We start from the raw sequence: 18,758 nt of genomic DNA, 5'->3' as shown, positions 1-18,758 counted from the left end.
AGAAGGGCCCCGGTACCTGGCGCAGGTACCGGGGCCCTTGTCTTGCGCCGCTGTCACGGGCGCCTCATGAGCCGTTGCTACGGGCGCCGCGCCGAGGTGACGCGGTAGACGTCGTAGACACCCTCCACGCCGCGGACGGCCTTCAGGACATGGCCCAGGTGCTTCGGGTCGCCCATCTCGAAGGTGAAGCGCGAGGTGGCCACCCGGTCGCGGGAGGTCTGGACGGCCGCCGACAGGATGTTGACGTGCTGGTCCGACAGGACGCGGGTGACGTCCGAGAGCAGCCGGGACCGGTCGAGGGCCTCGACCTGGATGGCGACCAGGAAGACCGAGGACTGGGTGGGCGCCCACTCGACCTCGAGGATGCGCTCCGGCTCGCGGGAGAGCGAGTCGACGTTGACGCAGTCGCTGCGGTGGACCGAGACGCCGCTGCCGCGGGTGACGAAGCCGATGATCGGGTCGCCGGGTACGGGCGTACAGCAGCGGGCCAGCTTGACCCAGACGTCCTCGACGCCCTTGACGACGACACCGGGGTCGGCGCTGGAGCGGCGCTTGGAACGCCCGCGGGTGGGCGGCGCGGTCTCGGCGATGTCCTCGTTGGCCGCCTCCTCGCCGCCGAGCGCCTGGACGAGCTTCTGGACGATGGACTGGGCGGTGACGTGGCCCTCGCCGATCGCCGCGTACAGCGAGGAGATGTCGCTGTAGCGCATCTCGTGGGCGAGCGTGACGAGCGAGTCGCCGGTCAGGATCCGCTGGATCGGCAGGTTCTGCTTGCGCATGGCCCGCGCGATGGCGTCCTTGCCCTGCTCGATCGCCTCGTCGCGGCGCTCCTTGGAGAACCAGGCGCGGATCTTGTTGCGCGCGCGGGGGGACTTGACGAAGCCCAGCCAGTCGCGGGACGGTCCGGCGCCGGCGGCCTTGGAGGTGAAGACCTCGACCAGGTCGCCGTTGTCGAGGGTCGATTCGAGCGGGACGAGCCGCCCGTTGACCCGGGCCCCTATGGTGCGGTGGCCGACCTCGGTGTGGACGGCGTAGGAGAAGTCGACGGGGGTGGCCCCGGCGGGCAGCGCTATGACGTCGCCCTTGGGGGTGAAGACGAAGACCTCGTTGCGCGACAGGTCGAAGCGGAGGGACTCCAGGAACTCGCCCGGGTCCTCGGTCTCCTTCTGCCAGTCGAGCAGCTGGCGCAGCCACGCCATGTCGTTGAGGTGGTCGTCCTTGCCGACGCTCTTCGGCACGTCGGTGCGCACCTTGGAGGCGCCGGCGACGGCCTCCTGCTTGTACTTCCAGTGCGCGGCGATGCCGTACTCGGCCCGGCGGTGCATGTCGAAGGTGCGGATCTGGAGCTCGACGGGCTTGCCGTTGGGGCCGATGACCGTCGTGTGCAGGGACTGGTACATGTTGAACTTGGGCATCGCGATGTAGTCCTTGAACCGGCCGGGGACCGGGTTCCATCGCGCGTGAACGGTGCCGAGGGCCGCGTAGCAGTCGCGGACGGTGTCCACGAGGACGCGGATGCCGACCAGGTCGTAGATCTCCGCGAAGTCACGGCCGCGGACGATCATCTTCTGGTAGACGCTGTAGTAGTGCTTGGGCCGGCCGGTCACGGTGGCCTTGATGCGGGCGGCGCGCAGGTCGGTCTGGACCTCGTCGGTCACTATGGCGAGGTACTCGTCGCGCTTGGGGGCGCGCTCGGCGACGAGGCGGACGATCTCGTCGTACATCTTGGGGTAGAGGATCGCGAAGGCGAGGTCCTCCAGCTCCCACTTGATGGTGTTCATGCCCAGCCGGTGGGCCAGGGGCGCGTAGATCTCGAGGGTCTCGCGGGCCTTCTTCTCCTGCTTCTCCCGCTTGAGGTAGCGCATGGTGCGCATGTTGTGCAGCCGGTCGGCGAGCTTGATGACCAGGACGCGCGGGTCCTTGGCCATGGCGACGACCATCTTGCGGACGGTCTCGGCCTGGGCCGCCTCGCCGAACTTGACCTTGTCCAGCTTGGTGACGCCGTCGACGAGGAGGGCGACCTGGTCGCCGAAGTCGCGGCGCAGCGTGTCGAGCCCGTACTCGGTGTCCTCGACGGTGTCGTGCAGCAGACCGGCCATCAGCGTGGCCGGGTCCATGCCCAGCTCGGCGAGGATGGTGGTGACGGCGAGCGGGTGGGTGATGTACGGGTCGCCGCTCTTGCGCTTCTGGCCGCGGTGCCAGCGCTCGGCGACCTGGTAGGCCCGCTCGACCTGGCGGAGCGTCGCCGTCTCGATCTTCGGGTCGTTGGAGCGGACGATCCGCAGGAGCGGTTCGAGGACCGGGTTGTACGGGGAGGAGCGCTGGACGCCGAGCCGGGCGAGGCGGGCGCGCACCCGGTTGGACGAGCCGCCGGAGCGGGACACGGGGGTGGGCGCGGGCTTGGGCGTGGAGGCCGGCGCCGGGGCGGGCGCCACGGGCGTGTGCTTGCTCTCCGCGGGCTTGTTCTGGGGCGTCGCGGGCTCCGCCGCGGCCTTTTCGGCCTGCGGGTCGGGCTGCGCGGCGGAGAGTGGCTGGGCCTCGTCTGGCAAGAGCGCTCCTCTGGGGGTTCCCCGGGACGGAGTCTGGGGGAGGTACCGGGTCCCCCGGTCAGGCCCGGAAAGGCCATCGTATCGACCCCGAAGGCCCCGTGCTCACGCGTGCGAGCGATGAGACGGGCACCACGCGCGCGCAGAGTCCCGTTCCGGGACATACCGGGAGAACGGACGGGGCGCCCCGGGGATTCCCCGGGGCGCCCCTCACCTCACGCGCGTGCGGTGTCAGACCGTGATCAGCGCCTCCAGCGGAGCGCCGCGCAGGGCGGGCTCCAGACGGGCGCGCCCCGGCAGGAAGCCGAGCTCCATGAGGACCGCGACGCCCGCGACCTCGGCCCCGGCCCGCCGGATGAGCTCGATGGAGGCCTCGGCGGTGCCGCCGGTGGCGAGGACGTCGTCGATGACCATGACCCGGTCGCCCGCGGCCAGGTCCTCGGCGTGCACCTCGATCTCCGCGGTGCCGTACTCCAGCTCGTACGCCTGCTTCAGCGTCGCTCCGGGCAGCTTTCCGGCCTTGCGGACCGGGACGAAGCCCAGGCCCGCGCGGACGGCGACCGGGGCGGCGAGGATGAAGCCGCGCGCCTCCAGGCCGACGATCTTCGTCGCACCGTGCAGGGCGCACAGCGCGGCGAGGCTGTCGGTCAGAGCGGTGAACGCCTCCGGGTCCGCGAGCAGCGGGGTGATGTCCTTGAACAGCACGCCCGGCTTCGGGTAGTCGGGGACGTCCCGGATCCGGCTGAGGAGCAGGGCGGTGGTGTCCTGGAGCCCGGCGGTCATCCGTGGTTCTCCGACGGCCGGCCGCGACGGCCGCGCTGGCCGACGACGGTGGTCTCCACCTCGTCGAGGAAGCCGTCCGCGTCCTCGTCCGGCCCGTCGAGCGGCTCGCCCTTGTCGGCCGCGGACGCCCGCTTGGCGAGCACCCGCTTCTTGAGCGCCTTCATCGCCGGCTCGCGCTCCTTGAGGTCGGCGACGAGCGGGGTGGCGATGAAGATCGAGGAGTACGCACCGGCGGCGAGGCCGACGAAGAGCGACAGCGAGATGTCGTTCAGCATGCCGGCGCCGAGGACGCCGCCACCGATGAAGAGCAGGCCGGCGACCGGCAGCAGGGCCACGACGGTGGTGTTGATCGAACGGATCAGGGTGCCGTTGATCGACCGGTTGGCCAGATCGCTGTAGGTGTAGCGGGTCTGCTTGGTGATGTCCTTCGTTCCCTCCTTGAGGGAGTCGAAGACCACGACCGTGTCGTAGAGCGAATAGCCGAGGATCGTCAGCAGACCGATGACCGTACCGACCGTGACCTCGAAGCCGACGAGCGAATAGATGCCGACGGTGATGGTCAGGTCGTGGATCAGGGCGATGAGCGCCGCGACCGCCATTCTCCACTCGAAGGCGATGGCCAGATAGATCACCACGAGGATCATGAAGACCGCGAGACCGGTCCATGCCTTGTTGGCGATCTGCTCACCCCAGCTGGGGCCGACCAGCTCCGCCGCGATCTTGTCCTCGGCGATGCCGAGGTCCTTGGCGAGCTCGGAGCGGACCTGGTCGGACTTCGCGGTGTCGAGGCCGCCGACCTGGATGCGCAGAGCGCCGCTGCCGAGCTCCTGGACCAGCGCGTCGTGGCCGGAGGCCTCTTCCGCGTACTCCCGGGCCTGGGAGACCGAGACCTCGGACTTCGGGGTGGTGAAAACGGCACCGCCCTGGAACTCGATGCCCATGTTCAGGCCGCGGACGGCCAGCGCCACGATCGCCGTGATGGTGATCAGGATGGACAGGCTGTACCAGAGTTTGCGGTTCCCGATGAAGTCGTAGGCGACCTCACCGCGGTTGAGCCGGGCGCCGAGACTGTCGCGCTTCTTCGCCATCTCACGCCTCCTTCGGGTGATCGACGGGGGCGGAGAGACGGCGGGAGCGGCGCAGCGGCGGCTTGGCGCCGAGGCGCTTCGGGTCCAGTCCGGACCAGGGGTGACCCTCGCCGTAGAACTTGGTGCGCGCGAGGAGCGTCATCAGCGGCTTGGTGAAGAGGAACACCACGACCACGTCGAGCAGGGTGGTCAGGCCGAGGGTGAACGCGAAGCCCTGGACCTTGCCGACGGTGACGACGAAGAGCACCGCGGCGGCGAGGAACGACACGAAGTCGGAGACGAGGATCGTACGGCGGGCACGCGGCCAGGCACGCTCGACGGCCGGGCGCAGGGTGCGGCCCTCGCGGACCTCGTCGCGGATGCGTTCGAAGTAGACGATGAACGAGTCCGCGGTGATACCGATGGCGACGATGGCGCCACAGACGGCCGGCAGGTTCAGCGCGAAGCCGATGGCCGGGCCGAGCAAGGACATGATCACGTACGTGAGGAGGGCCGAGACCCCGAGGCTGAGCAGCGCGATCAGGGACAGTCCGCGGTAGTAGACCACCAGGTACAGCACGACCAGGGCGAGACCGATGGCGCCGGCGATCAGACCGGCCTCCAGCTGCTCGCCGCCGAGGGCGGCGGTGACGGTGTCGACGCTCTGGGTGTCGAAGGAGAGCGGCAGGGCGCCGTAGGACAGGATGTTGCCGAGGTCCTGGGCGGACTGCTGGTTGAAGCTGCCGGAGATCTCCGCGTTGGCGCTCAGCGTCGTCCGCACGGACGGGGCCGAGACGACCTCGCCGTCCAGGACGATCGCGAACTGGTTCTGCGGCTCCTGCTGCTGCGAGAGCTTGCTGGTGATCTGCGAGAACTTCTTGGCGCCCGCGTCCGTGAACTCCATGTTCACGATCCACATGCCGCGCTGCTGGTCGAAGGTGCCCTGAGCGTCGTCGACGTCCCTGCCGTCCACCTCGGCGGGACCGAGGAGGTACTTGGCGTCGCCCTCGGTGGAGCACGCGACCGTAGGCTGCTCCGCCGGAACGGTACGGGCCGGGTTGGGCACGACCTTCTTGTCGCCGGACTTCTCGGCCTTGGGAGTGCAGTCGAGCGCGGCGAACTGCTGCTCCAGCTTCGCGGTCGCCGCGTCGGCCGGAGGTGCGGTCGTCGCCGTGGGGCTCGGAGACTTCGAGGCGTCCGGCGAGGTGGCGGAGGCGCTCGGGCTGGGCGCCTTCTTCAGGGCGTCGCTGACGGCGCGGCCCTGCGTGGTCGCACTTGAGGAGGGAGAAGCCGACGTGCCCTCGCCGGCCTTCGTCGAAGACGTGGCCGACGGGCTCGCGGAGGAGCCGGCCGACGGCGTCGCGGACGGCGTGGCGCTGCCGGACGGCGTCGGGGTCGTCGGCCCGCTCGGGGCCCAGGTGAGTACGGGTCGGAAGTGCAGCTGAGCGGTCGTACCGACCTGCTCACGGGCCTGCTTCTCGTTCACACCGCGGGGGATGTTGACGATGATGTTCTCGCGGCCCTGCGTCTGGACTTCGGCCTCGGAGACACCCAGACCATTGACACGGCGGTCGATGATGCCGACCGCTGTGTTCATGTTGGTCTCGTTGACGGCCTCTTCCTTGCCCGGCTCGGCCTTCGCCTTGAGCGTGATCGACGTACCGCCCGCGAGGTCGATGCCCAGCCGCGGTGTGGTGTGACCCGACCAGAACATTCCGCCCGTGAGCGCGACCATGGCGATCAGGATCAGAGCCAGGGCACGCCCCGGCCTGCTCTGGCCCCCCGCCGGCCGTCGGCCCTTCTTCGGTGCTGCCACCTTGTCGTTTCTCCCTGTCCAACCGTCCCGCGCCGGGTGTGCGCGGTGCGGCCACGAAGTGTGTGTGGGGACCTGCCCCCGCAGACGTGGAACCGTGCCGGGGACCGCGGACGCCTGTGGGCGTTCCCGCGGTCCCCGGTCGCGACTACTTCGCCTCGGTCCCGCCGTCGGCCTTGCCGTCCTTCTTGACCTCGGCGTCGGCCTCGACGGCCTCGGCCTTCTTGGTCAGGTCGGGCTTGGCGTCCTCGACAACCTCGTCCGCCGCGACGGGCTCGGCCGTCTCGGTCAGGGAGGAGGCGTCGTCCGGGACGACGGTCTCGGCGTCCGGCTCGTCACCGTGGACGATGCGGTTGTACTCGTCGTCCGGGAGAACGGCGCCGATCGCGTTCTTCGCGTAGACGGCGTGGACGCCGGGAGCGACCTCGAGGAGGACGGTCTCGTCGCCGATCTCCTTGACGGTGGCGTACATCCCCCCGATCGTGCGGATGCCGGTGCCGGGCTGCATCTCGTCGCGCATCTGCGCGGCCGCCTGCTGCTTCTTCTTCGCAGAGCGGGTCATCAGGAACATGGCCCCGATGAGGACGATGAAGGGGAGGAGGGTCACGATACTCACGGGACGGGTTTCCTTCGCACGGACGCGGAGAACCCGCGGCCTGATCTTCGGGGGTGGGCGTGCCGGCCAGAAAGGTCGGCATCGGCGGAGTCTAGGCGAGTCCGCATCATTGGAACAACGTCCAGCATCGCACCGTGGTTCCTCACCCGACGAGTCTCCGCGCCGTCACGCCCCGAAGAGCCCCTGTTGTCCGCTTCCTGGCGCGCCCGGGGCCCCGGCCTGCGGAGGAACGAGTCCGAGATGGGTCCATGCCGCGGGAGTGGCGACCCGGCCACGGGGCGTACGCGCCAGGAGTCCTTCGCGTACGAGGAAGGGCTCGGCGACCTCCTCGACGGTCTCCCGCTCCTCCCCCACCGCCACCGCGAGGGTCGACAGGCCGACGGGGCCGCCGCCGAAGAGCTTGAGCAGGGCCTCCAGGACGGCCCGGTCGAGCCGGTCGAGGCCGCGGCCGTCGACCTCGTAGACGGCGAGGGCGGCGGCGGCGATCTCGCGGGTGATCACCCCGTCGGCCCTGACCTGGGCGTAGTCGCGGACGCGGCGCAGGAGGCGGTTGGCGATCCGGGGGGTGCCACGGGAGCGGCCGGCGATCTCGGCGGCTCCGGCGGTGTCGATCTCGACGTCGAGGAGTCCGGCGGAGCGGTGGATGACGCGCTCCAGCTCGGCGGGGTCGTAGAACTCCATGTGGCCGGTGAAGCCGAAGCGGTCGCGGAGCGGGGGCGGCAGGAGTCCGGCCCGGGTGGTGGCGCCGACCAGGGTGAAGGGGGGCAGCTCCAGGGGGATGGCGGTGGCGCCGGGGCCCTTGCCGACGATGACGTCGACGCGGAAGTCCTCCATCGCCATGTAGAGCATCTCCTCGGCGGGCCGGGACATGCGGTGGATCTCGTCGAGGAAGAGGATCTCTCCCTCCTGGAGGGAGGAGAGGATCGCGGCGAGGTCGCCGGCGTGCTGGATGGCGGGGCCCGAGGTGATCCGGATCGGGGCCTTCATCTCGGCCGCGATGATCATCGAGAGGGTGGTCTTGCCGAGTCCCGGGGCGCCGGAGAGCAGGACGTGGTCGGCGGTGGCCCCGCGCTGGCGGGCGGCCTTGAGGACCAGGTCGAGCTGCTGGCGGACCTTCTCCTGGCCGACGAACTCGTTGAGGTCCTTGGGACGCAGCGCCGCCTCGACGGCCTGGTCGTCGCCGTCGGCGGAGGCGCCGACGAGGCGCGCCTCGTCGTCCCCGGTGGTGTCGTCGTCCCAGTTCACGGAATGTCTGCCTTCTCGGTGCGGTGCGGTGCGGTGGTCGGTCGGCCGGGCGCCGGCCTGTTCCCGGCCGGGGGCCGGGGGGCGCGGTTCGCGGTCAGCGGGCGCGGTTCAGGGTCTGGAGGGCCGCGCGGAGGAGCTGGGGAACGGGCGCCGAGCCGCCCGCGGCGATCGCGGCCTCGGCCTGGGGGGTGACCGCGGCGACCGCCTCCTCCGCCTCGCGGCTCGCGTAGCCGAGGCCGATGAGGGCGGCGGAAAGCTGCTCCGTCCACGGCGCGGGACCGGCCGCCGCGCGCTGGGCGCCGACCAGGGCGCCGGTGCCGAGCGGCTGGCCCAGCTTGTCCTTCAGTTCGAGGAGGAGCTTCTGCGCGCCCTTCTTGCCGATGCCGGGGACGGCGGTCAGGGCCTTCTCGTCACCGGTGGCGACGGCGAGGCGCAGCGCGTCGGGGCTGTGCACGCCGAGCATGGCCTGGGCGAGGCGGGGTCCGACGCCGCTGGCGGTCTGGAGCAGTTCGAAGACCTGGCGCTCGTCGTCGTCGGCGAATCCGTACAGCGTCAGGGAGTCCTCGCGGACCACCAACGACGTGGCGAGCCGGGCCTCCTGACCGAGCCTCAGGCCGGCGATGGTGTTCGGCGTGCACTGGACGGCCATGCCGATGCCGCCGACCTCGACGACCGCGGTGGTGGGGGCGAGCGCGGCGACCGGGCCGCTGACGAAGGCGATCATGCGGAACGGCCTTTCGATGCGTGATGGGCGGCGACGGCCTGCTGGAGGCGGTTCTGGGCCGGGGCCCGCCAGATGTGACAGATGGCCAGGGCGAGGGCGTCCGCCGCGTCGGCCGGCTTGGGCGGGGCGGAGAGCCGGAGCAGCCGGGTCACCATGGCTCCGACCTGGGCCTTGTCGGCGCGTCCGCTGCCGGTGACGGCGGCCTTGACCTCGCTGGGGGTGTGCAGGGCGACGGGGATGCCACGGCGCGAGGCGCAGAGCATGGCGACGGCGCTGGCCTGGGCGGTGCCCATGACCGTACGCACGTTGTGCTGGCTGAACACGCGCTCCACGGCGACCAGTTCGGGCGAGAAGCGGTCGAGCCACTCCTCGATGCCGCGCTCGATGCCGACCAGGCGTATGCCGATGTCGTCGTCGGCGGCCGTCCGCACGACGCCCACGCCGAGCATGGTCAGGGGCCGACCGGCGACGCCTTCGACGACACCGACACCGCACCGGGTCAGCCCCGGGTCGACACCCAAGACACGCACAGTCCCTCCATCCCTCGGCAACCGCCTGAAGGCTACCGGCTGCCACTGACACCACCGCCGACCAGCGGCCCGGTCGGCGCTCCGGCGGGGCAGGAGCCGAGGCGTTTCAGCTTTACCTCCGTGATCAACAGTCACTATGATCATCAGCGTTCGCACGTTTGACCGACGTGCAAACGTACGATTCGGTCGGATCTCGACCATCCAACTCACACAGGGGGATACATGCGTCGCATGTCCAAGATCGGCGTCACGGGCGCCGCGCTCGCTCTCGCCACCGTGGGCCTCAGCTCGCCCGCCCAGGCGGCGTCCTCGGAAATTCACCGCGGAAAGACCGGCTGCTTCAGCTGGTCCTGGGCCGAGGGCTGGACCACCACCACGGTGTACTACCGCAACACCTGCTCCTACGAGGCCTCCATGAACGTGTGGTGGCAGGACGGCAGGACCAGCAGGATGAAGAAGGTCACCGCCGCTGGTGGCGCTTCGGGGAGCGTCAAGAACTCGGGCGACTTCAAGCGGATCGACTGAGCGTGATCCCGTCTCCCGCTGAGTCCTGACCCAGCCGGGATTTCTATGAGCGGCTCGCCGGTGTTCCGGCGGGCCGCTGTCGTTCGCCCCCAGGGCCCGGCCCTCGGGACAGTCGGCTCGAACGGCCCGACAGAAACAGGCCGGACCGACGGATACCCGTCGGTCCGGCCTGTTCTGTCTGCGGGTGCGGCCCCTGCGTCAGGCGTCGACCTTCTCCATGACCTCGTCGCTGACGTCGAAGTTGGCGAAGACGTTCTGCACGTCGTCGCTGTCCTCCAGCGCGTCGATCAGCTTGAAGATCTTGCGCGCGCCCTCCTCGTCCAGCTCGACCTGCATGGTCGGGAGGAAGTTGGAGTCGGCCGAGTCGTAGTCGATGCCGGCCTCCTGGAGGGCGGTACGGACGGCGACCATGTCGGTGGCCTCGCTGATGACCTCGAAGCTCTCACCGAGGTCGTTGACCTCTTCGGCACCCGCGTCGAGGACGGCGCCGAGGACGTCGTCCTCGGTCAGCTCGCCCTTGGGCAGCACGATGACGCCCTTGCGGTTGAACAGGTACGAGACCGAGCCGGGGTCGGCCATGGAGCCGCCGTTGCGGGTCATGGCGACGCGGACGTCGGAGGCGGCACGGTTGCGGTTGTCGGTGAGGCACTCGATGAGCACCGCGACACCGTTCGGGCCGTAGCCCTCGTACATGATCGTCTCGTAGTCGACGCCGCCGGCCTCGAGGCCGCCGCCGCGCTTGATCGCCGAGTCGATGTTCTTGTTCGGGACCGAGCTCTTCTTCGCCTTCTGCACGGCGTCGAACAGCGTCGGGTTGCCGTCCAGGTCAGCACCGCCGGTCCGGGCGGCGACCTCGATGTTCTTGATCAGCTTCGCGAAGAGCTTGCCGCGCTTGGCGTCGATCACGGCCTTCTTGTGCTTCGTCGTAGCCCATTTAGAGTGGCCGGACATCTGCCTGTCTCCTTCGCGTAACCCATTTCAGAACGAACCCCAGAGATCCTACCGGGACCTCGTCACCGCGCGGAGCGCACCATGTCGACGAACAGGGCGTGGATGCGGTGATCACCGGTGAGCTCGGGGTGGAACGAGGTCGCCAGGGCCGGGCCCTGTCGTACGGCCACGATGTGGCCCCCGTGCTCGGCGAGCACCTCGACCTCCGCGCCGACGGACTCGACCCACGGGGCGCGGATGAAGACGCCCTCCACCGGGCCGTCGTCGACGCCGGTGACGGTGACGCCGGCCTCGAACGACTCGTTCTGGCGGCCGAACGCGTTGCGGCGGACGATCATGTCGATGCCGCCGAAGGTCTCCTGGCCCGAGCGCGGGTCGAGGATCTTGTTCGCCAGCATGATCAGGCCGGCGCAGGTGCCGTACACCGGCATCCCGGCCGCGATGCGTTCGCGCAGCGGCTCCATCAGGCCGAAGAGCACGGCCAGCTTGGAGATGGTGGTGGACTCGCCGCCGGGTATGACGAGGCCGTCGACCTCGGCGAGCTCCTCGGGGCGCCGGACCGGCCTGGCCACGGCGTCAGCCGCGGCCAGGGCGATCAGGTGCTCCCGTACGTCGCCCTGGAGAGCCAGGACACCGATCACGGGTGTGGTCATGAGTGACTACCAGCCGCGGTTGGCGTAGCGCTCGGACTCGGGGAGGGTGTCGCAGTTGATGCCGACCATGGCCTCGCCCAGGTTGCGGGAGGCGTCCGCGATGATCTTCGGGTCGTCGTAGAAGGTGGTGGCCTTCACGATGGCGGCGGCGCGCTTGGCCGGGTCGCCCGACTTGAAGATGCCGGAGCCGACGAAGACGCCCTCGGCGCCGAGCTGGCGCATCAGCGCGGCGTCGGCGGGGGTGGCGACACCACCGGCGGAGAACAGCACGACCGGCAGCTTGCCGAACTCGGCGACCTCCTTGACGAGCTCGTACGGGGCGCGCAGGTCCTTGGCGGCGGCGAACAGCTCGTTGTTGTCGAAGCCGCGCAGCCTGGCGATCTCGTTCTTGATCTGGCGCAGGTGGCGGACGGCCTCGACGACGTTGCCGGTGCCGGCCTCGCCCTTGGAGCGGATCATGGCCGCGCCCTCGGCGATGCGGCGCAGGGCCTCGCCCAGGTTGGTGGCGCCACAGACGAAGGGGGTGGTGAAGGCCCACTTGTCGGAGTGGTTGACCTCGTCGGCCGGGGTGAGGACCTCGGACTCGTCGATGTAGTCGACGCCGAGGGACTGCAGGACCTGCGCCTCGACGAAGTGGCCGATGCGGGACTTGGCCATGACCGGGATGGAGACCGCGCCGATGATCTCCTCGATCATGTTCGGGTCGGACATCCGGGCGACGCCGCCGTCCTTGCGGATGTCGGCGGGGACCCGCTCGAGGGCCATGACGGCGACGGCGCCGGCGTCCTCGGCGATCTTCGCCTGCTCGGCGTTGACCACGTCCATGATCACGCCGCCCTTGAGCTGCTCGGCCATGCCGCGCTTGACGCGCGCGGTGCCGGTCTCGGGAGACTGGGTGCTGTTGGGAAGCGTGGTGGACACGGGGACCTCACTCGTGAAAGCGGTGTTGAGACAAGAGTGAGGAAACAGGCCACCACCAGTCCACATCAAGGGCCAATGGGTAGCCGGTGGATCGTTTTGGCTGTTTCGCAGGCCGGAGCGGGTCAGGCCGGGCGATCGGCAAGGGCGACGGGCGGCTCATCGTCCATTTCGAAGGCGAGCGGAAACGGGGCGTGGCCTGCCAGCCGGAACCAGCGCACCGTGCGGTGGCGGCGCAGCGCCCGTGCTGCGCGGACGGCGTCGTTGTGGAACCTGCGGGCCATCGGAACGCGGCGGACGGCGGCCGCGAGCTCGCCCGCGGCGTCCTCGCCGCCGGGGGCCTCCCGTACCGCCTCGACCTGCTCGGCCTCGCCGAACACGGCCCGCAGCGCCTGGCTCAGCTCGCTCTCGGCGACCTCCCGGTGGTCCTCCTCGGCCTGCCGGGCGGCGTGCGCGGCCTCGTAGAGCACGATCGAGGCGGCCGGGTCGAGCACTCCGGACGTGGCCAGCTCCTGGGCGACCGAGGCGCGGCGCAGCAGCTGGGCGTCGAGGGCGGCGCGGGCGGCGTCGATCCGCGAGTGCAGCCGGTCGAGCCGGCCGGCGGTCCAGCTGAGGTACAGGCCGATCGCGATCAGCGCGACGACGGTCCAGATCAGGGTTACGGTCACGGGCGCACAGGCTACCGTCGCGACGACAGGCCCCCTTCCCGGAGGTCACGGTCGTGGGCGCACCGGACGGTCGCCACCCGCCCGCCCGGCCGGCCCCGCGAGCCGTGTGTTCACCGTCGTGCCACTCCTTCGGGCCGAGCGGGCCCGGGGGACGCCCAGTCCCACTCCGTCGGACCGGGCGGGCCCGGTGGGCGCTCAGTCTCACCCCGTCGGGGAACGCTCAGCCCCACCCCGTCCGACCGGGCCGGCCCGAAAAACGTTCAGCCCCGCCCCGTCAGGCCGGGCGGGCCCGACTGGACGCTCAGTCCCGGCCAGGGCCGGGCGGCCCCGAAAACGCTCAGTCCCGTCCCAGGCCCAACCGCGCCCGCAGGCCCACGCGTTCGTCCGTCGCCACCGACGCCGCGCCGTCCGTCACCGTCTCGTAGACCGCGAGGATGTCCGCGCCCACCGTCGACCAGTCGAAGCGCCGCACATGCGCGCTGCCGCGCCTGCTCAGCTCCTTGCGCCGCACCTCGTCGCCGAGGAGCCGGACCGCCGCGTCCGCCAGCGCGTCGGCGTCCTCGTTGGCGAAGAGTTCGCCCGCGGCGCCCTGGTCGAGGACCTGGGCGAAGGCGTCCAGGTCCGAGGCGAGGACCGCCGCGCCCGCCGACAGCGCCTCGACGAGGATGATGCCGAAGCTCTCGCCGCCCGTGTTCGGGGCCACGTAGACGTCGACGCTGCGCAGCAGCCGCGCCTTGTCCTCGTCGCTGACCATCCCGAGGAACTCGACGCGCTCCCGCATCTCGCGCGGCAGGGAGGCCACCGCCTCCTCCTCGTCACCGCGCCCGGCGACGAGCAGCCGTGTCTCCGGCCGCTCCGCGAGGATCTTCGGCAGCGCCTTCATCAGGACCGGAAGGCCCTTACGGGGCTCGTCGATCCGCCCGATGAAGCCCAGGGTCTGCCCCTGCCACTCCTTCTTCGGCTCGGCCCGGGCGAAGAAGTCCACGTCGACACCGTTGGGGATGACGACCGCGTCGCCGCCGAGGTGCTCGACCAGGGTCCGGCGCGCGTACTCGCTCACCGCGATCCGTGCGCTGATCTTCTCCAGCGCGGGCTGCAGGATCGGGTACGCGGCGATCATCGCCCGCGAGCGCGGGTTCGACGTGTGGAAGGTCGCGACGATCGGCCCCTGCGCCGCCCAGCAGCTCAGCAGGCCCAGCGAGGGCGAGGCCGGCTCGTGGATGTGGATCACGTCGAAGGTGCCGTCGTGCAGCCAGCGCCGTACGCGGGCCGCCGACAGGAAGCCGAAGTTCAGCCGGGCCACCGAGCCGTTGTACGGCACCGGCACCGCGCGCCCCGCCGAGACGACGTACGGCGGCAGCGGTGTCTCGTCGTCGGCGGGGGCGAGCACCGAGACCTCGTGCCCGAGCCTGATCAGGTGTTCGGCGAGGTCCCGGATGTGGAACTGGACGCCGCCCGGCACGTCCCAGGAGTAGGGGCAGACGATTCCGATCTTCACGTCCGTCGCTCCTCTCCGAGCGGCTCGCGCTCCTCCAGGTCCTTCAGCCACAGCCGCTGGAGCATGTGCCAGTCCTCCGGGTGGTCCGCGATTCCGGCGGCGAAGGCATCGGCCAGCGCCTGTGTCATCACGGACGTCTTCTCGGCCCGGGTACCTGACTCGGGTACGTCGACGGGCGTATGGATCTGCCCCCTCATGACCGGGGTGTCGTCGTACCAGAGGGTCACCGGAAACAGCAGCGCGCCCGTCTGCTGGGCGAGCAGCGCGGGGCCGGCCGGCATCCGCGCCGTCTCCCCGAAGAAGGTGACCTCGGTGCCCGAGGCCGACAGGTCACGGTCGGCGACCAGGCAGATCAGGCCACCGTCCCGCAGCCGGCGTGCGAGCGTTCCGAAGGCGGAGCCTCCGGAGTGCGGCAGGACCTCCATGCCCAGCGACTCGCGGTAGGCGACGAACCGGTCGTACAGCGTCTCCGGCTTGAGCCGCTCCGCGACCGTCGTGAACGGCACGCCGAGCGAGCGGGTCACCCAGACGCCCGCGAGGTCCCAGTTGGCCAGGTGCGGCAGCGCGAGGATGACGCCACGGCCCGCGGCGAGACCGTCCTTCAGATGATGGACGTCCTTGATGTCGATGCCGCTGTCGACCCGTTCCCTGCTCCAGGTCGGCAGCCGGAAGGACTCCATCCAGTACCGCATGTACGAGCGCATGCCGGCCTTCGACAGCTCACGGAGCCGCTCGGGGCCGGCGTCGGGCACCACACGCGCGAGGTTCGACTCCAGCCGCAGCACGCTCTTGCCGCGCCGCTTCCAGGCGGTGTCGGCGATCCTTCGGCCGAGCCCGGCGGCCACCGGCTCCGGCAGCTTCTTCACGGTCGCCCAGCCCAGCCCGTACAGGCCGTCCGTCAGCCGGTCCTTCATCCCGCTCATGACGTCGCCTCGTTCCCCCGCGCACCGGGCGCGTCCGCGGCCGCGTCGGCCTCGGCCGATTCCCGTCGTACCGTGACCACTCGCTGACCGAGGGTCACCGCGCTGCCCGCGGCCACGATCCAGAGCGCGATCGGCAGCAGGACGTCGACACCCGGCACGCCGAAGGCGTGCAGTCCGGCGAGGCCCGCGGCGACGAGGGAGATCACGAGCCGCTCGGCCCGCTCCACCAGCCCGTTGACCGCGACCGGCAGGCCAATCGATTCACCACGCGCCTTGGTGTACGAGACGACCTGACCGCTGGCCAGGCAGAAGATGGAGACCGCGCACAGCACGTTGTCGTTGCCGGTACCCGCGTACCAGAGCGCGAAGCCACCGAAGATGGCGCCGTCGGCGACCCGGTCGAGGGTCGAGTCGAGGAACGCGCCCCAGCGGCTGGAGATCCCCGCCTGGCGCGCCATGTTCCCGTCGACGAGGTCGGAGAAGACGAAGAGGGTGATGACGATCGTGCCCCAGAAGAACTCCCCCCTGGGGAAGAAGACCAGGGCTCCCGCCATCACTCCGGCCGTGCCGATGAGCGTGACCGCGTCGGGGCTGACGCCCCGCCGGAGCAGAAACGCGGCGAACGGTGTGAGGACACGCGTAAAAAATGCACGCGCGTACTTGTTCAGCATGGCCTTCCCGAGGTTCGGTGGGCCGCGGTCCCTACGACCACCGGCCCGCCCATCGTAGCCAGCGAGCCTTCCGGCGGACCGCGGGGCACCCGCACGCCGCGTCGGGTACGACGTATGGACGCACCATGACGTCGGTGCAAAGCTCGAAGGACAACCGCGGGCACCGCCGGAGCTGCCCAGCGTCTCCCCCTGCGCCCGCGTCCCGCCTCACCGCGCGAGCGAGCGGTGCAAGCGATCGGGAGGACCCCTCATGGGCGACAAGGCGAACGCACACTCCGGAGCCGCCGGCAGGGCTCCAACGGCCGACCGGCCCTCGGCCGTACGGAACGTGGTGCTGGTCGGCCACAGCGGATCGGGAAAGACGACGCTCGTCGAGGCGCTGGCGCTGACCGCGGGGGCGGTCAACCGGGCCGGACGGGTCGAGGACGGCGGAACGCTCTCCGACCACGACGAGATCGAGCACCGCCAGCAACGTTCCGTACAGCTCTCCCTCGTCCCGCTCGAATGGGACGGGGTCAAGATCAATCTCCTCGACACACCCGGATACGCCGACTTCGTCGGGGAGCTGAGGGCCGGTCTGCGCGCCGCGGACGCGGCCCTCTTCGTCGTCTCGGCCGCCCAGGAGGCGGACGCGATCGCCGGGTCGACCCGCATGGTGTGGGAGGAGTGCGCGGCCGTCGGCATGCCCCGCGCCATCGTCGTCACGCACCTGGACACCGCCCGCACCGGCTTCGACGAGCTGACCTCGGTCTGCTCCGCCATGTTCGGCGGCGACGATCCCGACGCCGTACTCCCGCTGTACCTGCCGCTGTCCGGCGCGGAGGCACCGGACGGGCACGCGCCGACCACCGGTCTGGTCGGGCTGCTCTCGGAGCGGATCTTCGACTACTCCACGGGGGTACGGCAGGAGAACGCACCGGACGAGGGGCAGCGGCCGCTGATCGCCGAGGCCCGCAACCGGCTCATCGAGGGGATCATCGCCGAGAGCGAGGACGAGACCCTCATGGACCGCTATCTCGGCGGCGAGGACATCGACATCACGTCGCTGATCGACGACCTGGAGAAGGCCGTCGCCCGGGGCACCTTCCATCCGGTGCTCGCCGCCGCGCCCGCCGCGGACGGCGGCAAGCAGGGACTCGGCACCGTCGAGCTCCTCGATCTGATCACCGGCGGATTCCCGACCCCGCTGGAGCGTGAGGCTCCCGCGGTGACCACGCCCGACGGCGTCCCGCGGCCCCCGGTCACCTGCGATCCCGAGGGGCCGCTCGTCGCCGAGGTCGTCAAGACCGCCTCCGATCCGTACGTCGGCCGGATCTCGCTGGTCCGGGTCTTCTCCGGAACCCTGCGCCCGGACGAGACGATCCATGTCTCCGGGCACGGGCTCTCCGACCGCGGGCACGAGGACCACGACGTCGACGAACGGGTCGGCGCGCTGACCGCCCCCTTCGGCAAGCAGCAACGCCAGCTGAGCAAGTGCGTGGCGGGCGACCTCGCGTGCGTCGCCAAGCTCGGCAGGGCGGAGACCGGCGACACCCTCTCCAGCAAGGACGACCCGCTCCTGATGGAGCCCTGGACGATGCCCGACCCCCTGCTCCCGCTGGCGATCGAGGCCCACAGCAAGGCCGACGAGGACCGTCTCTCGCAGGGTCTGGCCAGGCTGGTCGCCGAGGACCCCACGATGCGTCTGGAGCAGAACCAGGCCACCCACCAGGTCGTCCTGTGGTGCCTGGGCGAGGCTCACATGGACGTGGCGCTGGAACGCCTGCGCAACCGGTACGGAGTGCAGGTCGACGCGGTGCCGTACAAGGTGGCGCTCCGCGAGACCTTCGGCGCGGCGTCGGCCGGGCGGGGCCGGCACGTCAAACAGTCCGGCGGCCACGGCCAGTACGCGATCTGCGAGATCGACGTCGAGCCCCTGCCTACGGGGAGCGGGATCGAGTTCGTCGACAAGGTGGTCGGAGGGGCCGTTCCGCGCCAGTTCATCCCCTCCGTGGAGAAGGGCGTGCGCGCCCAGGCCGCGCGCGGGGTGGCCGCGGGGCACCCGCTGGTCGACGTGCGGATCACGCTGCGCGACGGCAAGGCGCACTCGGTCGACTCCTCCGACGCCGCGTTCCAGACCGCGGGTGCGCTGGCGCTGCGCGAGGCGGCGGCCGAGGCGGACATCCAGCTCCTGGAGCCGGTCGCCGAGGTGCGGGTGCTCGTCCCGGACGAGTACGTGGGCCCGGTGATGAGCGATCTCTCCGGGCGTCGCGGCCGGGTCGTCGGCACCGAACAGGCGGGTCAGGGGCGGACGTTGGTGTGTGCCGAGGTCCCCGAGATCGAGATCGGGCGGTACGCGGTCGACCTGCGGTCGGTCTCGCACGGCACCGGCCGCTTCGACCGCTCGTACGCCCGGCATGAGCCGATGCCGTCCCATGTCGCGGAGAAGGTCCGGGAGAAGGCGGGGAAGGGTTCCTAGCCGCTCCGCGTCGGCCGAATGCCGTCCGTCCAACTCCCTTTCGCCAGGGCGGCATTCGGCCGACCCGTGACGCATCCGCCGGTACCCGGTTACGCTGTGGTGCCCAGCTCAGCAGGTGTGCGGGGCGCGGTAGTCGGGAACAGGCCGCAGAGGGATACGCGGTGAACCA

Annotated in this window: 17 protein-coding genes; 2 read left to right on the top strand and 15 right to left on the bottom strand. The window is 70.8% G+C overall.

The annotated features are described in order from the left end of the window. Positions 1-77: 77 nt before the first annotated feature. The 8 genes from M5362_RS27100 to ruvC all read right to left on the bottom strand — a co-directional run bounded on the left by M5362_RS27100 (position 78) and on the right by ruvC (position 9,324). Positions 78-2,549 carry a bifunctional (p)ppGpp synthetase/guanosine-3',5'-bis(diphosphate) 3'-pyrophosphohydrolase gene (locus tag M5362_RS27100; RefSeq protein ID WP_260230393.1) on the bottom strand — a complete coding sequence of 824 codons (2,472 nt, stop codon included), beginning with the start codon at positions 2,547-2,549 and terminating at the stop codon, positions 78-80. Positions 2,550-2,777: 228 nt separating this feature from the next. Then, complete coding sequence (locus tag M5362_RS27095) at positions 2,778-3,329, bottom strand: adenine phosphoribosyltransferase (protein ID WP_260230392.1); 552 nt, start codon at positions 3,327-3,329, stop codon at positions 2,778-2,780. Further along, positions 3,326-4,417: a protein translocase subunit SecF gene (gene secF / locus M5362_RS27090; RefSeq protein ID WP_260230391.1), complete on the bottom strand. Its 1,092-nt coding sequence runs from the start codon at positions 4,415-4,417 to the stop codon at positions 3,326-3,328. The genes M5362_RS27095 and secF overlap by 4 nt, the downstream gene beginning before the upstream one ends. 1 nt (position 4,418) lies before the next feature. Next, positions 4,419-6,212 (bottom strand): protein translocase subunit SecD, encoded by a 1,794-nt coding sequence (secD, locus tag M5362_RS27085; protein ID WP_260230390.1) that lies wholly within the window; start codon positions 6,210-6,212, stop codon positions 4,419-4,421. 145 nt (positions 6,213-6,357) lie between these two features. Then, a complete protein-coding gene (gene yajC, locus M5362_RS27080) occupies positions 6,358-6,825 on the bottom strand; it encodes a preprotein translocase subunit YajC (protein WP_260230389.1) in 468 nt (155 codons plus the stop codon). A gap of 165 nt (positions 6,826-6,990) precedes the next feature. Then, positions 6,991-8,070 (bottom strand): Holliday junction branch migration DNA helicase RuvB, encoded by a 1,080-nt coding sequence (ruvB, locus tag M5362_RS27075; RefSeq protein WP_260230388.1) that lies wholly within the window; start codon positions 8,068-8,070, stop codon positions 6,991-6,993. Between the two features lie 94 nt (positions 8,071-8,164). Then, positions 8,165-8,794 carry a Holliday junction branch migration protein RuvA gene (ruvA, locus tag M5362_RS27070; RefSeq protein WP_260230387.1) on the bottom strand — a complete coding sequence of 210 codons (630 nt, stop codon included), beginning with the start codon at positions 8,792-8,794 and terminating at the stop codon, positions 8,165-8,167. Continuing rightward, positions 8,791-9,324 (bottom strand): crossover junction endodeoxyribonuclease RuvC, encoded by a 534-nt coding sequence (gene ruvC / locus M5362_RS27065; protein WP_260230386.1) that lies wholly within the window; start codon positions 9,322-9,324, stop codon positions 8,791-8,793. The genes ruvA and ruvC overlap by 4 nt, the downstream gene beginning before the upstream one ends. 231 nt (positions 9,325-9,555) lie before the next feature. Here ruvC and M5362_RS27060 point away from each other — a divergent pair, with 231 nt between their 5' ends. Beyond that, positions 9,556-9,849, top strand: a complete 294-nt coding sequence (locus M5362_RS27060) for a hypothetical protein (protein WP_260230385.1) — start codon at positions 9,556-9,558, stop codon at positions 9,847-9,849. A 198-nt stretch (positions 9,850-10,047) separates the two neighbouring features. On the opposite strand, the gene M5362_RS27055 is transcribed toward M5362_RS27060, so the two are convergent. The 7 genes from M5362_RS27055 to pgsA all read right to left on the bottom strand — a co-directional run bounded on the left by M5362_RS27055 (position 10,048) and on the right by pgsA (position 16,131). Continuing rightward, positions 10,048-10,800 carry a YebC/PmpR family DNA-binding transcriptional regulator gene (locus M5362_RS27055; RefSeq protein ID WP_260230384.1) on the bottom strand — a complete coding sequence of 251 codons (753 nt, stop codon included), beginning with the start codon at positions 10,798-10,800 and terminating at the stop codon, positions 10,048-10,050. Between the two features lie 62 nt (positions 10,801-10,862). After that, entirely contained in the window at positions 10,863-11,453 is a 591-nt protein-coding gene (gene pdxT / locus M5362_RS27050) for a pyridoxal 5'-phosphate synthase glutaminase subunit PdxT (protein ID WP_260230381.1), read from the bottom strand. A 6-nt stretch (positions 11,454-11,459) separates the two neighbouring features. Further along, the gene (pdxS, locus tag M5362_RS27045) at positions 11,460-12,308 is read right to left on the bottom strand and encodes a pyridoxal 5'-phosphate synthase lyase subunit PdxS (RefSeq protein ID WP_260230415.1); all 849 of its coding nucleotides are present in this window, start codon (positions 12,306-12,308) and stop codon (positions 11,460-11,462) included. A gap of 188 nt (positions 12,309-12,496) precedes the next feature. After that, a complete protein-coding gene (locus M5362_RS27040; RefSeq protein ID WP_260230380.1) occupies positions 12,497-13,039 on the bottom strand; it encodes a hypothetical protein in 543 nt (180 codons plus the stop codon). Between the two features lie 337 nt (positions 13,040-13,376). Then, positions 13,377-14,537, bottom strand: coding sequence for a glycosyltransferase family 4 protein (locus M5362_RS27035; protein ID WP_260230379.1), 1,161 nt, complete (start codon positions 14,535-14,537; stop codon positions 13,377-13,379). Then, a complete protein-coding gene (locus tag M5362_RS27030; RefSeq protein WP_260230378.1) occupies positions 14,534-15,460 on the bottom strand; it encodes a phosphatidylinositol mannoside acyltransferase in 927 nt (308 codons plus the stop codon). Before M5362_RS27030 ends, M5362_RS27035 begins: the two co-directional genes overlap by 4 nt. Next, the gene (gene pgsA, locus M5362_RS27025; RefSeq protein ID WP_260230377.1) at positions 15,457-16,131 is read right to left on the bottom strand and encodes a phosphatidylinositol phosphate synthase; all 675 of its coding nucleotides are present in this window, start codon (positions 16,129-16,131) and stop codon (positions 15,457-15,459) included. Before pgsA ends, M5362_RS27030 begins: the two co-directional genes overlap by 4 nt. A gap of 250 nt (positions 16,132-16,381) precedes the next feature. Between pgsA and M5362_RS27020 the strand changes: the two genes are divergently transcribed. Then, complete coding sequence (locus tag M5362_RS27020) at positions 16,382-18,589, top strand: elongation factor G-like protein EF-G2 (protein WP_260230376.1); 2,208 nt, start codon at positions 16,382-16,384, stop codon at positions 18,587-18,589. Positions 18,590-18,758 lie beyond the last annotated feature (169 nt).

Origin of the sequence: Streptomyces sp. Je 1-79 (assembly GCF_025195125.1) — a bacterium.
Classification (GTDB): Bacteria; Actinomycetota; Actinomycetes; order Streptomycetales; family Streptomycetaceae; genus Streptomyces.
Note: the sequence above shows the minus strand (reverse complement) of the source record. Positions and strands in the feature narration are given on the sequence as shown.